The sequence below is a fragment of the Spiroplasma endosymbiont of Phycita roborella genome (genome assembly GCF_964031195.1).
In the GTDB taxonomy this organism is placed as follows: domain Bacteria; phylum Bacillota_I; class Bacilli_A; order Mycoplasmatales; family VBWQ01; genus Spiroplasma_E; species Spiroplasma_E ixodetis_A.
This window is the reverse complement of record NZ_CAXIQJ010000004.1, coordinates 223,667-240,061: the sequence shown is the minus strand read 5'-3', so window position 1 is coordinate 240,061 and position 16,395 is coordinate 223,667. Positions and strand designations below refer to the sequence as shown.

The window sequence follows — 16,395 nt, the reverse complement described above, 5'->3', positions numbered from 1 at the left end:
TAAATTATTATTTTTTTTCCTTATTAATTTTAAATTCCAGATAATTAAATTATCTGGAAAATTGCATTATTTATAAGTTTAAAACTTTTGATTATATATTATTTGTAAATGCTATCTTTTGTTCAGAAAGTACTAGACCAACTGATACTTCTTGATTTATTGATTCAACATCTGCTATTTGTAATACATTATTAGAATTTCCTATCAAACAATCTGAATTTATTGAATTTAATGTTATATCTAAAATATTAGATATTTCTTTTACCATTTTATATACAAAATCATTTTCTTTAAGAAATTCGCTAGTTTGTTGCGTTTCATAATCACTTATTTTTATATTTTGCTGTTTTTTATTTAAATCAAGAAATTCATTAAATTCAAAAAATAAATGTTTTAACTCTTGTAATTGATCTTTTTGTTGATAAATTTTTTCATATAATAAATCTAAATTTTTAATATAATTTTTAATATTATTATTTTGTACTCTAACTTTTATAAACATAAATTTATAATCTTTTTTATTTTTTTGTTCAAAATTATTAACTATTTTTTTACATATTTTTTGATTTAAATTATATTTTTTTTGATAATCATACATTAATGGAATAAACTTTTTAGGAATTTTAATTAACGTTGTAAAATCAATTAAAAACAAAAGATTTTGCGAACTATCATTTTCATTAGTACATAATAAAGCAAATTTTTTGTTTTCATTAAAAAGAAAATTCTTTTTACTATTTTTTGCCATTTTATTTTGTAATTTTTTAAAAATCATTTGTTCTTCTTCATTACAATCTTCAAATAATAGTAATGGATTAAAATAAAGGTTTTTTGCTATTTTTTGATTCTTCCCTTCATTTAAACTATCATCTTTAATAAAAATTAGATAAGAATATGGACCTTTATATTCTTGTAAAAAATTATAATAATTAAGAGTCATTTTTACTATTGATCCTGATTCTAATTTTAATACTTCAAAATCAAATAATTTGCATTTACCATTATTTTCATTATTGATATCAATAGTGATATCACTAGAAGTTGATGGTTGTAATTCTTGTTGAGCATTACTTTCTTTATAGTTATTAAACTGTTTTATACTTTTTAAAAGTTCACCATATTTATTTTCTCCAAAAAAAGTAGTAAAATTCTTGATAATAATTTTAAGTGCAGCATCATAATCAGCAACTATTGATATAGAATTTTCAATTTTAGAGTTTTTAATAAAAAAATATTCACCTAAAAATTTATCTACTTGTTCTTTTAATGTAATGAAAAACTTAAAATCTTCTTTTATTTTTTCATGAAAAGTTTTAAATTCATTAAATAAATTAATAATATCATTACTCTTTTTGGTTATATTCAATTTATTTTCAGTAAAACAACTATTCATTTTATTATTAATTTCATTTAATTTATCCCTTATTTCTTTTATATTTTTTTCAATTTTATCTTTAATTTTTTTTATATCAATTTCTAACTTTAATTGTTCTTGCGTTAATACTATTATTTCTTTTTCTTGGCTTTTAATACTAATTTCATTTTCTAAAATTTGTTTTTTATAACTTGAAATTTTTGTTTCTAAAATTTGAATTCTTTCTTTTGCATTTTTAACTTTATTATTATAATCGATTCATAATGCATCTCAATGCTTTTGTATGTTTGCATCACTTGAATTAACTTCAATTAAAGCTGATACTACTTCAACATATTTTATTTTTGTTCTCATAGTAGCTTGGAAATCTTCAATATTTTTTTGAGTTTCTTGAAAAGTATCTTTATCTATCTTTGCGCTTTTTTCTTTAAACTCTTCTTTATCTTTTTGCAAAGCTTTAATTTCTTTTCTTATTTTTTTTAATTCTTTTTGATCTTTTGCTATTTTTTCATCCAATGTTTGATTTCTAAGTTGATTATTAGTCCTACTTTTTGTTAAATCTTCAATATGACTTTTTAAGTTTTTTAAATCATCTTCTTTATAAGATAAATCCTTTTCATATTTACTATTCTCTAATTCTTCTTCTGATAAAATATCTTGATATCTTTGTTTATAATTACGTTGTTCCTCAACACTTTCATTTATGAAAAATGTGAATTCTTTTTTAAAAATTTCTAAATTTTCTTTAAATTTTCTAATTTTATTTTCAATATCACCTATTGAAACATTTGTTGTCGCTATCTCTAGAATAATTTTAAACCTCTCTTTCTTTTCTTTCAAAAATAAAAAACCACTTGCTTTAAAACTAAAGCAATGGCCAAACACTTTTATTTTTGTAATTACATTTTATAGAAATTATAATTATAGTTAAGGAATATACTTACTTATACTATTGAATATAATAAAGAAATTTTTATCTTTGATTCTTATTATTTTTAATGTTAAAATTATTCAAATTAAATATGTAAAATGCCTTTTATATATAAAATTATTAATAAGCAAAGTACGAAAAATTTATAGATTACATTTTATAAATAAAATAATATAAAATAATATTAGAAGGATATGGGCAAACAGATAGGGTTGATTTTTATGAACGCAAAAGAATTAATTGCAAGAGTATCAGATAAAACTAAATTTAACATTCAAGATATTGAAATAGTTTTTAATTGTGTAATTGAAGAAATTAAAAATATTAACCAACTAGGTAAAGTAATTACTATTTCTAATTTTGGTACTTTTAAAATCAAAAAAGTAAAACCTTGTTTACGACGAAATAGTAAAAATAATGGACAACACGTAGTTAGCAAATACAAATATATTAAATTTATACCTTATAAAAAATACAAAAAATATATTCGTTGTAAACCAAAACCAACAATACTAAATAACATCGACTATTAAAATGTATGACCTAAAATGTGAGGAAAACTAATGAAACAAAGTAGTATTAATAGAATAAAATTAAGACAAAAAGTTAATATAAATTCAATTGAAATGTTTAAAGCATGCTTGCAATATAATTCTCAATCTCAACCGAAAGTTAAAATTGAATTAGCAAAATGGCCAATGTATTTTGAATATTGAGAATACCTAGAAAAACATGAAAATATAATTACTTTTTCAATTAAAACATCAATTGACAATTTAACATTATACGGTAATCTTTTAAAAAGTGCCCTTAAAAATGAAAATAATAATAAAACAATAATTTTATTACACGGAATAACTAATACAAGATTTTGAATATTTAAACAGGCTTTCATTTTTTTACGTGCTGGCTATAATGTTATTTGATATGATGCTCGTAACCATGGTGAAAGTGATGCATCACCAACAACTTTTGGTTTAAAAGAATCACAAGATTTACAAGACATTATTGAATACTGTTGTAAAACATATAAGCAAGAAACTACTGCTTTAGGATTATATGGTTTTTCATTAGGTGGCGCAACAGTAGTAATGTGAAGCGATTTATATGCAAAACATAAAATTAATCAAAAAGTAAAATTCATTATTTCTGATTGTACATTTAGTCGCTTAGATCGTACGTATAGTGAAAAACTATACAATTATGCTTTCTTACCTACTAATTTAATGCTGAAATTAAGTCGGAAAAAAGCACAAAAAACATTTGGTGTCGATGGTTTACAAGAAATACAACCAATTAAATATTTAAAATTAATACCTGATATGCCAATGTTATTTCTTCATGGTCAAAATGATCACTTTATTAACTACACTAATGCTAACGAATTATTTCAAGAAAAAATTCGATATGAAATACCAAAAAAAAGTTCATTATACACTATCCTTGATGCTAACCACGGTCAAATTTTTTTAATTGGTGATTTAGACCACACAGTTGTTAATGAATATAATTTAGTAACTGATAAAGGTATTAGTGACACTACTTTAGAATTTGTTCAAAAATGAATCAATACTTAAGATAAACACTATTAATTGATATTTTTATTAAATATATATTATAATTAATGAGAGTGGAGCGATGATAAAAATGAAAATTAAAGTTATTATTATTGGTGCTGGCGCGACTGGGATGGGAGTTGCGAGTAAATTATTACGTAGTGAAAAAAATAGTGATAAAAATTTTGATATCCATGTTTATCAAGAAAAAAACTATATTTCACTTGGTGTTTGTGGTATTCCTTATTATATTGCTAATGAATTTAAAGATAAAAAACTTTTAAATGATCGTACAAAAAAAGATTTTTCAGAAAAAACTAATAATAAAAATAAAATTAAAATTCATTTAAATCAAAATGTTATTAAAGTCGATACAGCAAAACAAGAAATTCATGTCAAAAAAACAACAGACGATAAAACTAAAGCAAAAGTTGTATCTTATCATGCCTTAGTTATTGCAACAGGAGCCAAACCAAAAATTCCGCCACCTTTTAGTCATGGTATTTTGCCACATAATGTTTATAATGTTTTTACTAAAGAAGATGCCATAAATCTAAAAAAAGCAATGAAAAATGCTAAAAAAATAGTTATTATTGGCGGTGGATTCATTGGCATGGAAATGGCAGAAGCATGCTTAAAACAAAAAAAAGATGTCACAATCGTTGAAATGAAAGATCGATTAATGGCAGACGCTGTTGATAAAGAATTTAGCCAATTAATTTATGATGAACTAACCAAAAAAAATATTAATCATAAAACTAAATCAAAAAACGATGCCACTATTTTACTAAACTATCAAGTTGAAGAACTAATGATGACTCATAATAATGTTAATGATTTGCGTTTAAGAAGTGTAAGTGATAAAAAAAATGGAAAAACAATACCTTGTGACTTAGTAATACTAGCAGTTGGTTTTGAACCAAATACGAATTTTTTACAAAATAGCAACATTGAATTAAATAAAAATAAAGCAATTATTATTAACGAATTCTGTCAAATTCCTTCTAAAGAAAATGTTACAAAAAAGTTTTCAAATATGTATAGTGGTGGTGATTGTGCACAAATATATAGTCAATTTGATAAATCATCAATATATGTTCCCTTGGCAACTAATGCTAATAAAATGGCACGTATTATTGCTGATAATATTAAAAACCCAGAACATAAATATCCAGGAACTTTAGGATCAAGTATTTTACGTGTTGGTAATTTAGAAATAACAAAAACTGGTAGTTTTGATACGATTGATAAAAATAAAATTGGTAGTGTTTATATTAAAGATTATGATCTACCAAGATACTTAAAACAATCTCGTCCTTTATACTTGAAACTATTTTATGATAAAACAAATTTCCAATTACTGGCAGCACAAATGGCAGGCTATAATCATGCCACATTAAGAATTAATGCTCTTGCTACTGCCATTTGAAATAAAATGGACATCCGTGATTTACAAAATTTAGATTTAGTTTATTCACCTCCTTTTGCTCGTACTAGTGATATTATTCATATAGCAAGTAGAAAAGTAACATCGTCATAACCTATAAAAAATAAAAAGAATGAGGTAGCAACTATGACAACTCTTAGTAATGACAATATTAACTTATTAAGAGACTTTGTTGGTATTTCACACTGACAAAGTCTAATCGGGATAATTGTCTTTTTTAGTATTATCCTAGCACTTTCTATTTTTATTAAAAAAACTAAACCTAAATTTCCAATTCGTATTTTTACTGGAATGGGATTAGGACTAATTTTTGGTATTATTATCCAAGTTATTACTGGTTTTAATAATCATAACATTACTTATCCTAACTTACCTGGAACACCAATAAAACCTAATCCTGACTATATACCCTGAGTTGCAGAAATTGTACACTGAATTGAATTATTAAAAACTATTTTTATTATTGGTATTACTATGTTAACTATTCCATTAGTATTTTTAGCTATTGCTAGAATTACTAGTAAAAAAAATAGTAACTCAAAAACAATAACTAAAGTTTCAGGAGTTGGTATTACTATTTTATTAATAAATGTGGCTATTGCTTTTACTATTGCCTTTGGACTAGGAATTGCTTTTAAAATTGGCCAAGGTTTTAATTTAACTGATGGTGGTAGTTACGATAAAACTACTGCCAAAACAATTCCCGAAATTATCATTAGTTACGTTCCTAGCAGCTTAATTGGTGTTTTTACTCAAACATTAATTATTCCAATCATTGTCCTTGGTGCTTTAATTGGATTTGCAATTAAAAAACTAACTAAGCATAATGAAGAACGAATGGACAAAGCAAGAAACACTTTAGAAACAATGTGAAAAATTATTATTTCAATATTAATGATGTTTATTAAAACTATGCCATTTGCTGTTATGAGTATGCTAGCAACAGCAATTATTAATCAACCAATTGGTGCACTTGCTAATATTGGCATTATTATTGGAGTCGCTTATTTAGCACTACTTATTACTTTCTTATGACATTTATTATCATTATATTTATTTGGTATTAATCCTTATCGTTGATTATTAAAAGCACAGAAACCAATTATTGCTGGTTTTACAACTCAGTCTTCTAATGCCGCTTTACCAATTGCTATGAATACCTTAAAAGAAGATTTAAAAGTGAAAGAAGAGGGTAGTGATACAGTAATGCCACTTTCAACAACAATAGGTTTAAGTGGCTGTGCTGGAGTGCAAGCTGGCATTATTTTATCTTTCTTATGATTTAGTGTTATCCTTCCTGGTAATTTCCCCAACTGAACAATTGCTATTTTATTTATTAATGGCTTAATTGTAACATTAGTTGCTTCATTAGGAATTGCGGGAGTACCAGGAACTGCTGCTGTTGTAACAGCTGGTGTTTTAGGTGGTCTTGGTTTTGGTAGCTATTACGCTGCTGTTTATGGTATTATTGGTGCTTTAGATGGTTTATTTGATATGGGCAGAACTGCAGTTAATATTTCTGGTGGTTTACAAGCTACTGTTATTGCTTCTCGCAATCAAGAATTAATTGAAGATGAAAAACTTTTATTAAAAAAAGACCCTTTTATGGGTTTACACATTTTAACAAAGAAAGTTGGAGCCAAATTGTTAATTAGATCTGAAAAAAATGATAAGATTCAAGCATTAAAAAAAGATACTAAAGTTAAAATTGAAGCATTAAAAAAAGTAAAAAATAGTGAGAATGATATTAAATTTTTAAAAGAGCAGTTAAAAAAAGATATTAAAACAATTAAAAGTGGTAAAGATATCTAATTTCCAATTATTATCTAAATAAATTTTTAGTAATCTATTTCATAAAGATATCACAAAACTAAATATATAGTAGAAATTAAGTGAGGAAAATAACTATTGGAATGGCAACCCTTTTTAGAACTATTTTTTGGTAGACATTTGTTTTTGATAACTAATTGGAGTTAGGTAGTTTAGAGTACTGTGAATTCTTATGTTGTTATATCAATTGATGTAATCAAATAATTCTAATTTTAATTGGATTAATGATGTAAAATTTTTATCATTAATAAATTCAATTTTGAAAGTTTTAAAAGTTGCTTCAGCAACAGCATTGTCATAAGGACATCCTTTTTTGCTTAAAGATCGAGTTATGTTGAAAGCTAATAAAAGTTTATCAATAGTTTTATTATTGAATTCATTACCGCGATCAGTATGAAATATTTCAATATCTTTTAAACAGTGATTTGATTGCATAAATGCTTGATATACTAATGATGCATCTTTTTTAACTCCAACACTATGTCCAATAATTTCGCGGTTAAATAGGTCGATTAATAGGCAAATATAGTTTCATTTACCATTAACTTGAACATAAGTTAAATCACTAACAATAACTTCATTTTTAATTCTATTATTAAAGTTTCTATTAACAAGATTGGTTATTTGACTATCATTGACTTTATTATGATAATTTTTGAATGATAATTTAGTGTATTTTGATATTAAATTATGCTTATTCATAATTTCTTTAATTTTTCTGCGTGATAAATAAATTTCTTGGTTTGCTAGTATGACTTTTAATCTTCTAGTACCATAAACTTCTTTATTTTCTTTAAAAGCACTAATAACAGCTTGTTCATAAATATTATTTTGAATTTTATTTTTTTTCTTTAAATTAAAATAATATGTTGATTTAGAGAGTTTTAAAAAATGACACATTGTGCGAATTTTATATTTAGATTTATTATTTGCAATAATCTCTACTTTCTGCCTATTATTAGTGCTGCTTGCTTTAAAATATCAATTTCCATTCGTAACTGTTTTAATTCTTTATTTGCTTGAATTAATTGTTTTTCTAAATCTGAAAGATTATCTTTAGTTTTAAAACTACCTGAATTAGTAAATTGCTTAATTCAATTGTAAGTAGCTGCTCTTGTAACATTGTATTCTTTAACAAGGCAAGATACTGATTTGCCACTTTGATATAAAGCTACTATTTGTTTTTTAAATTCATCTGAATATGAGTTAATAGTGACCATAATTATAATTCCTTTCTTTTAACTAATTTGTTCACTTGTCTATGTAATTAGTGTCCAATAAAGTGTAACCCATCCACTATTTTTTTGATATGGACTAATAAAAATTAATTGATGCGCTAATACATTTCTACCTTCAATAATACCTTTTATTAAAGGACTCTTACCAAATCTTAATGTATAATCATTATACTTTGATTAAAATCATTTTTTTCTTTATACATACTTCTAATTGACTTAGTAAGATATTCATTTTTTTAAATTTTCTTTAAACTATCTGTAACATTTGCAATTGCCTGCTGTTTATCTGATGTTACTGGTTTAGTTTTCTCTGCAAAATAATTTTGCATATAAATATCTGAAATATTTGTTTGTTTAGTTATATCAATAATTATTGAACTTTGATAACTTTTATCATTAAAACTACTAATTATTTTTACACTTTATTTTAGAAATTTTTTTGTCATTCTTATTTATTGCCGTGAATAATATTATATAATGGTATTTAAGTTTTATTTTATATAATTTATATGAAGGTAAATGAATTTAAAGGAGAAAAATAAAATGAAAAATTTATTAAAATTATTATCAATTTTAGCAATATCAACACCAATACCATTAACTGTAGTTGCTTGCGATACACCAGACTCAAAAAAAAAGATACAAAAATTGATATTTCAACAAAAATTCCTAATAATATAAATTTAGATACATTAAAATTTAAAAAAAATATAAAATCTGAATTTTTAAATAAATTACAAGCAAAATTAGTAGCAATATTAGGTTTAAAAACTATTACAAGTGATGAGTATGATGTTTATATAAAAATTTTTGAAAAATATTTTTACTTTAAAGATTTATACTTTATTGATATTTTTAAACCAAATGATTTTTTAACTTTAAATTTAAATATTAAAATTGTTGCTAAAAATGGAGCCAAATTTAAAGGAGAAAAAAATAATATTACAATTAGTTATTGCTTATTACAATGATGAAATGATTTAAACGAAATTACTAATATTGATAGTCCAAATCAAATTGAGGCTATTTACCCAAATACTGTTACAAAAGAAGAAATAGAAAATGCATTAGATTCAATCATCAATAATTCTGTACAAAAAATATGTTATGGCGATATTGTCATCAAAAACCTTGATTATGTATATGATATAATAGATGAAGATTGTATTAATAGAATTACTACTATTGATTTATCAACTACTAGTAAGATAGTCAAAGTTAAAATTACTGCTCAATGAAATTCAATTGATTTTGTTGGAATGACTAATTTAATATCTGTCACTTTACCAAAAGCTATTAAAATTATTAACTAATGTAAATTTTAAATCAAACATGAAAGAAGTCTATTGAAAATACACAAAATTTAATAACATATAGTTGCTATCCAATATATAATTTTAACCCATTACTTTTATGCCAAAGTAAATGGGTTAATTGTTTAAAAAGGGTAATTAAAATAGAAACAATTCAACAACATATTTAGTTTAATTTCAAAAATAAAATTTCCATTCTATTAGAGTGTTTTATAATTTAATTATAAAATAAAATCAAAATTTTTTTCAAAAACTATTATGCTATTAATAAAAAATTACTTATTTTTTCAAAAACAACATTCATATTTAATTTCTTAGGTTTAAAAGAACCATTATCATTAATTTTCATAAACATTTCTTTATACCACAAAGAAAGTTGTTCATAAAAATCTTTATTTATTTTATCTTTATTTTTAATTGTCATCATCATAATTTCATATCAATTTAAATTACATTTATATGGTTGAAAACCTTTTAAATCTCATTGTATACAACATTCAATAATTAAAAAATCAGGAGTTGCAACAAATTCAAAATCATTGTATTTAGTATAACATTTAAATAATGAATTAACATAATGATTTCGTTTTTTCATTTCTAATTCTCATTTACATAAAAGTAAATTAAAATAGTTGCGTTCCAAGTCTAAAAATGGTTGCATTGCCATATTTGTAATTTTTTTATTTAAACAATGATCATACATTAGTAGTTCTTTACGCAATGCAGTTAAACTCATATCTGGTGTATAACTAAATAATTCATACGGAATAATTCTCATTATTAATTTTCCATTCTATATTATTTAACTTTTACTTTATTTTGTTCTTTTTTAATTAATTTATTAACTAAAAGTCTAATTCCTTTATACACTTCTAATAATCACATTGGTATTGTTGATAAAGCAATACAAAGTAATCAATCAACTGCCCGAAAACCAGCACCAATACCAAAAGCATTGCTAACAACAGGTGTAAAAATAATAAAAGTATTAATAGCAAAAGCACTAATCGCCGCAACTCAAATATATTTATTTTTTCAAGTAATCTTATTAAAAATACTTGTATTAGCACCTGAAACAAAAGAAAATGCATAAAAAACAGGAGCATTAGTCATTATAACAAAAACAAAAACAAAACCTTCACTATTATTTTCACGTAAAATTTGAGGTAAAAAATGAAAAGCTAATAGTAATAAGGTACTTAATATTATACTAACAATACCAATAAATCCTCAACTACCAGTAAGAATTCTATCATTCCGTTTCGTTGGTTTTCTAAGCATTAAATCAGGGTTATTAGGTCCCATTGACATTGGAATTGCAATAACAGATTCAACAATTAAATTAATTCATAAAATTTGAATTGGTTGCAATAATTCATTTCATCCAAAAATAGCACCAATAACAATTGAAAATACTTGGGCCATATTAGTAATTAAAATAAAAATAACAATTCTTTTAATTTTACTGTAAATATTGCGTCCTTCTTCAATAGCATCAACAATAGTAGCAAAATTATCATCAGTTAATACTATTTGTGAAGATTCTTTAGCAACATCAGTTCCCGTAATACCCATCGCTACTCCAATATCTGCCGCTTTTAAACTAGGAGCATCATTAACACCATCACCAGTCATCGAAACAACCTTATTATGACTCTGCAATGCTTTAACAATCTTAACTTTATGTTCAGGAGAAACACGAGCAAAAACTCGATATTGATTAATATTAGCATTAAATGATTCTTCTGGAATATCATCAATCGTATTACCACTAAGTGCTTGTGTTTTATTTTCAATCAAACCTAATTCTTGACCAATAGCAACAGCAGTATTTAAATGATCACCAGTAATCATAATTGTATCAATACCTGCTTTTTTAGTTTTAACTAAAGAATCTTTAACTTCGTTTCTTGGTGGATCAATCATTCCAACTAATCCTAAAAAAGTTAAATTACTTTCAATTTCACTAATATTACTATAATCTTTCGTATTATTAACAGTTTTATAACTTGCTCCCAAAACACGTAATGCTGAATTTGACATTTCTTCCATACTTGCAATTATTTCTTTTTTAATTTGTGCAGTTAATACTACCCTTTCATTATTAATAAGCGCATGAGTACAAATATTAATCATATTATCAACCGCACCTTTAACAAAAACATAAGTTTCTTTATCGTATTCATTAATTGTTGACATTAATTTACGATTGGAATCAAAAGGTATTTCATGAACTCGAGTATGTTTATCACTAAGTGCCTTTGTTGGAAACTTTAATGTTTCTGATCAATTAATAAGTGCTGCTTCCGTTGGATCACCAATAGTTTTATTTTTACTAACTTCACTATTATTACATAATACTAAACAATCTAAAAATAATTGTTCTTGCTTAGTTTTCTTTTTAAAGTCATTACTATCATTAACTGATTTTGTTAAATAATATTTTTTAACAGTCATTTTATTTTGTGTTAAAGTTCCGGTTTTATCAGAACAAATAATATCAACTTGACCTAATGTTTCAACAGCAGGTAAATGTTTAACAATAGCATGTTTTTTTGCCATTCTTGAACTTCCCAGTGATAATGAAACGGTAACAATAACTTGCAAACCTTCAGGTATTACTGCTATTGTTAAAGCAATTCCAAAAATTAAAGCATTAATAGCAGGTACTTTAATTAAGAAAAATTGTAATAAAAACATAGCTAAACCTAATAATAAAGCAAAAACCGAAATTATTCTAATTAAAAAAGAAATTTGTCGCGTTAATGGTGATTTAGGTTCTTTTTCTTCTTGTAATAACTTAGTTATTTTTCCAATTTCAGAAGTTTTTGCTGTTGCATAAACTAAACCAAGACCACTACCTGTCGCAATAGAAGTAGACATAAAAGCAAGATTAGTTCTTTCACCAATTGATAATTTTTCTTCAGTTAATGCTTCAGTAGTTTTACTAATTAAGGTTGATTCACCAGTTAAAAGTGATTCATTAGTACGTAAATTATAAGACTGAATAATACGCAGATCAGCAGGTACAAACATTCCCGCATCTAAATAAACCAAATCACCTACCACTAAATCTTTAGCATCAATATCGTATTTATTACCATTACGAATTACTACTGCTTGTGAAGAAACTAATTTCTTTAAAGAGTCCAAAGAAGCTGCAGCTTTTACTTCTTGATAAGTAGCCAAAGTAGCATCAACAATTACAATTAAAAAAACAACTAATGCTTCTTGTCATTGACCAATAACAGTAGCAATAATTGCTAATGCAATTAATACTAAAACAAATGGTTCAATAAAATGTGCTAAAACTATTTTTCAAATTGGTTTTTTTTTCGTAACTGGTAATTGATTAGGTCCTGTTTCTATTAGCAATTGAGTTGCGGCTTCTTCAGTTAAACCTGTAACAAAATTAGTATTTAATTTTTTTGCTAATTCCTTAGTTGAATCATTTCAAATCACAATTATTTAACCCCCTTTTTAATTTAATCCATCATAATTCCTTTTCAAAATTTTTGGGAGCGTACCGATGTTGTCAATAATATTCAAATTTGTCTTTAAATTATAAGATTAGACGAGAATAATTTAGACTTCAATATGCAATTGTATTTTAATCTTAACACTTGTAAAATATTAGTCAACAATAATACTTACTTTTATAACTCAAAAATTCTTATTAAATTTTACTTTAATAAGTTTTATTTTATTTTTAGTTATCTTTAAATTGAAATGGTTAATTTATAATAATTGTATTGCTGTATTTATTTGATAACATTTAAAATTAACCATTTTGGTATACATATCAATGTTATAAGTTCTATCACCAATCATATGCTTTAAAATTTGTTTAATATTAGTTTCAGTAAAGCAACCAATATTTTCAACTAATGCTTGATTTAATACGCCATCTTTTGCATTAACAAAATAACCAACTTTTAATTTTTTATATTGTAAAGTCAATGATTGTAAAAAATCAATTAATTCATAATATTGACCTTTGGAAAATAAATTTATTGCATTTTGATAGTGTAATTTAGCAATTTTATTTTTTCTTCTTCCAGCCATTATGCCAAGAAATAAAACATGAAAAGCATGGAATTTATCTAAAATAAATTTAGCATTTAAAATTGTAGCAGTTTTTCTAATTCATTTTGCACTATCTCCACAAACTATTAAATTTGCTTGGTCAAAATTTTCAAAAAATAAATTACCATATTTTTCAATTAATTTGGCAGTTTTTTCAGCACCAATTTCTGTTTTTGATACTCTAATTTTACATACAGCTCTTTTATTAATTAATTTTCCATTCTTCTTTTTACCAGTACAAAATACTAATAATCTCATTGAACATTTTTTACAATTTTTAGTATTATGTTTTTCATTAAACTTAAATTTTCTATGTCCATCATCAATATTTACATATAAATTTTGATATGGTTGTAATGGTATTTTGAGGATATTGGCTTTTGGTAATTGAAACTTTTTATATGTTCTACAAACTGTACTATTACTTATTAAACCTTCAATAAAAGTATCACAAACATCATGATACTTTTTACCATCTGCAAAATATTTCAAAATTTGTTTAATAACATTAGGTGCAAGTTTACTATATTTTTTAACACCAAGATAATTATCTAACAATGAAAGAAATTCCATTTTTTGTGTTTTTGGGTTATAATATGTACAAATACGTCGTTTATAAGTTAATAAACCTTTTTTTGTTTTTAATTTTCTTTTTCTAAATCTATATGACTTATATACAGATTTATCACATGCATTTCATAAATAATCATCTATTTTTTTAAATAATTCTTCTGTTTGTTGTAAATTTAATTCATCTTGATTAAAATTGTGTTTGTCTCAATCAAAATGATTTACAAATGGTAATATAAACATTTTTAATGTTCCTTTCAAAATTTTATTTGTTAATAATTTAAGTTTAATTTTTTTTAAAAATAAGGAGTAAATATGGCTTTTATCACTAGTTATGTACAATTAAATAAAAAATATAATCTTAATTTTAGTGATAATAATTATGGTTTTAGTTGGGATATTTTTAAAGAATTTGTTGGTGATGAATGAGCAGAATATTTTACTACCAATTGTTTTTATCGTTTTGTACCAACAGCACGTGGAACAAGAAAAACTTGAAATTGTTTAGCATTTGATTTATTTATATGTTGTAATTTTAGTGATAGTAGTGTTCAAAAAGTAAGAAGATATGAAAATACTCATAGTGAAACTACAATTGGTGCTTTAATGAATGTTTGTCAAGTTTTATTAGATACATATAATATTAATTTATTACCTAATAATCCACATGGTATTAAATGAAAAATAACTAAGGATGGTGGATGTATTATTTTTCCTAATAATCAACAAATTGACTTTATTGGTTATGCTAATGGTAATAAGATTTTTGGAAAAGAAGCCGGTGGTTCAAGTTTTTTAGGTTCAAGAACAGATGAAATTATTATGGCAGAAGAAAAAGAAACACTAACAGAAAAGCAATTAACATATCGATATGAACGTTTACAAAACTCTATGTTTAGAAGTAATCGTATTAAAGTATCAAAAGAACCTATTAAAGAATGAAGTTGAACGTTTATTGATAAAAATATATATAGTCCTAATTTTGGAAAAAAAATTACTCGCTATTTTTATAAAAGTTTCTTTATTACTTTTACATGTAATCCTTATGATAAATATCATCCATTTTATTTAAAATACTGTACGCCATTTTTACCATTAAATGATAAAGTGATGGAAAATTTTAAAAAAAATGGCAAAATTTATTATGAAAATCAAGATATGTTTAGTGGTTTAGGTTTATTTGTTTTAAGATTTACTATTCAACCATTTTGAAATAAATTACCAGATATTCAAAAAAGAACATTATTAGAAATGAAAAAAAGTAATCCTGATGAATTTAATACTGTTTTTTATGGTTTTGAATTTTTAGATAGTGATGCAACAATTTTCCCATTTCAAAAAACTGTAAAGTGCTGACAACCATATGATTTAAAAGAATTTTATAATTCAAAAAAAGATATGTATAAATTTGATTTTTATTCAGTTGGTGTGGATTGAGCAACTGGTCATAAAGACCATACTGTATTTATAGTAGTGGGTTTTAAAGAATATAATAATACTGGTTATTATGATGCTTATATTATTTGTGAATTAGTAGTTACTCCAAATGATTTTATAAATGAAAATGAAAAAATTAATGCTTATGTTAATGAAATTTTAGGATTAATTGATAATTTTGAAAATTTTGAACAAGCAATTTATTTTTATGATGATAAAGCACGAACTGCCATTGATTGATTAAATCAAAAATTAATAGATGAACATAATACTATTTTAATCACACAAACTGCTATTAAACATGCTTCAAATTTAAATCAAGAAGCAGGATTAACTAATAGAGTAGTTTGAATGAGAAACATTATGAGTTATGGAAACTTTTATGCAAATAAAGATGATTTACCAAAGACTACTCAATGTTTAGAAGAATTACGTTATGACCAAACCAAAACTAACATTCCTGATAAAAATATGTATCAAGACCCGTATGATGGATTATTTTATGCATTGTATCCATATAAAAATGTAATTAGGGGTAAAAATAATGCTACTGTGAAAAAAAGCATCTTCACATTTGCCATATAATAAACAACTACAATATCATTAATAGTA

General features: G+C 24.1%; 11 protein-coding genes. 6 read left to right on the top strand and 5 right to left on the bottom strand.

The annotated features are described in order from the left end of the window. Positions 1–91: 91 nt before the first annotated feature. The gene (locus AAHM95_RS03350; RefSeq protein WP_342274099.1) at positions 92–2,215 is read right to left on the bottom strand and encodes a hypothetical protein; all 2,124 of its coding nucleotides are present in this window, start codon (positions 2,213–2,215) and stop codon (positions 92–94) included. Between the two features lie 312 nt (positions 2,216–2,527). Between AAHM95_RS03350 and AAHM95_RS03345 the strand changes: the two genes are divergently transcribed. The 4 genes from AAHM95_RS03345 to AAHM95_RS03330 all read left to right on the top strand — a co-directional run bounded on the left by AAHM95_RS03345 (position 2,528) and on the right by AAHM95_RS03330 (position 7,121). Continuing rightward, positions 2,528–2,839 (top strand): HU family DNA-binding protein, encoded by a 312-nt coding sequence (locus AAHM95_RS03345; protein ID WP_338975615.1) that lies wholly within the window; start codon positions 2,528–2,530, stop codon positions 2,837–2,839. A 30-nt stretch (positions 2,840–2,869) separates the two neighbouring features. Then, positions 2,870–3,883, top strand: coding sequence for an alpha/beta hydrolase (locus AAHM95_RS03340; RefSeq protein ID WP_342274098.1), 1,014 nt, complete (start codon positions 2,870–2,872; stop codon positions 3,881–3,883). Between the two features lie 70 nt (positions 3,884–3,953). Further along, entirely contained in the window at positions 3,954–5,402 is a 1,449-nt protein-coding gene (locus AAHM95_RS03335) for an FAD-dependent oxidoreductase (RefSeq protein WP_342274097.1), read from the top strand. A 33-nt stretch (positions 5,403–5,435) separates the two neighbouring features. Further along, entirely contained in the window at positions 5,436–7,121 is a 1,686-nt protein-coding gene (locus AAHM95_RS03330; protein ID WP_342274096.1) for a dicarboxylate/amino acid:cation symporter, read from the top strand. Between the two features lie 120 nt (positions 7,122–7,241). Here AAHM95_RS03330 and AAHM95_RS03325 read toward each other — a convergent pair. Next, positions 7,242–8,359, bottom strand: a protein-coding gene (locus AAHM95_RS03325) for an IS3 family transposase (RefSeq protein WP_338975281.1) whose coding sequence is annotated in 2 segments (ribosomal slippage) — positions 7,242–8,089 and positions 8,089–8,359 — 1,119 coding nt in all. Because the reading frame shifts where the segments join, the coding sequence is not laid out codon by codon here. Positions 8,360–8,988: 629 nt separating this feature from the next. Between AAHM95_RS03325 and AAHM95_RS03320 the strand changes: the two genes are divergently transcribed. After that, complete coding sequence (locus AAHM95_RS03320) at positions 8,989–9,690, top strand: hypothetical protein (protein ID WP_342274095.1); 702 nt, start codon at positions 8,989–8,991, stop codon at positions 9,688–9,690. Positions 9,691–9,946: 256 nt separating this feature from the next. Here AAHM95_RS03320 and AAHM95_RS03315 read toward each other — a convergent pair whose 3' ends face one another. The 3 genes from AAHM95_RS03315 to AAHM95_RS03305 all read right to left on the bottom strand — a co-directional run bounded on the left by AAHM95_RS03315 (position 9,947) and on the right by AAHM95_RS03305 (position 14,589). Next, positions 9,947–10,468 (bottom strand): hypothetical protein, encoded by a 522-nt coding sequence (locus AAHM95_RS03315; protein WP_342274094.1) that lies wholly within the window; start codon positions 10,466–10,468, stop codon positions 9,947–9,949. A 20-nt stretch (positions 10,469–10,488) separates the two neighbouring features. Next, positions 10,489–13,152, bottom strand: coding sequence for a cation-translocating P-type ATPase (locus tag AAHM95_RS03310; protein WP_342274093.1), 2,664 nt, complete (start codon positions 13,150–13,152; stop codon positions 10,489–10,491). 276 nt (positions 13,153–13,428) lie between these two features. Further along, entirely contained in the window at positions 13,429–14,589 is a 1,161-nt protein-coding gene (locus AAHM95_RS03305) for an Mbov_0401 family ICE element transposase-like protein (protein ID WP_338975594.1), read from the bottom strand. Between the two features lie 72 nt (positions 14,590–14,661). On the opposite strand from AAHM95_RS03305, the gene AAHM95_RS03300 reads away from it, so the two are divergent. Next, on the top strand, positions 14,662–16,368 hold the full coding sequence (locus AAHM95_RS03300) for a hypothetical protein (RefSeq protein WP_342274092.1): 1,707 nt from the start codon (positions 14,662–14,664) through the stop codon (positions 16,366–16,368). Positions 16,369–16,395: the final 27 nt, after the last annotated feature.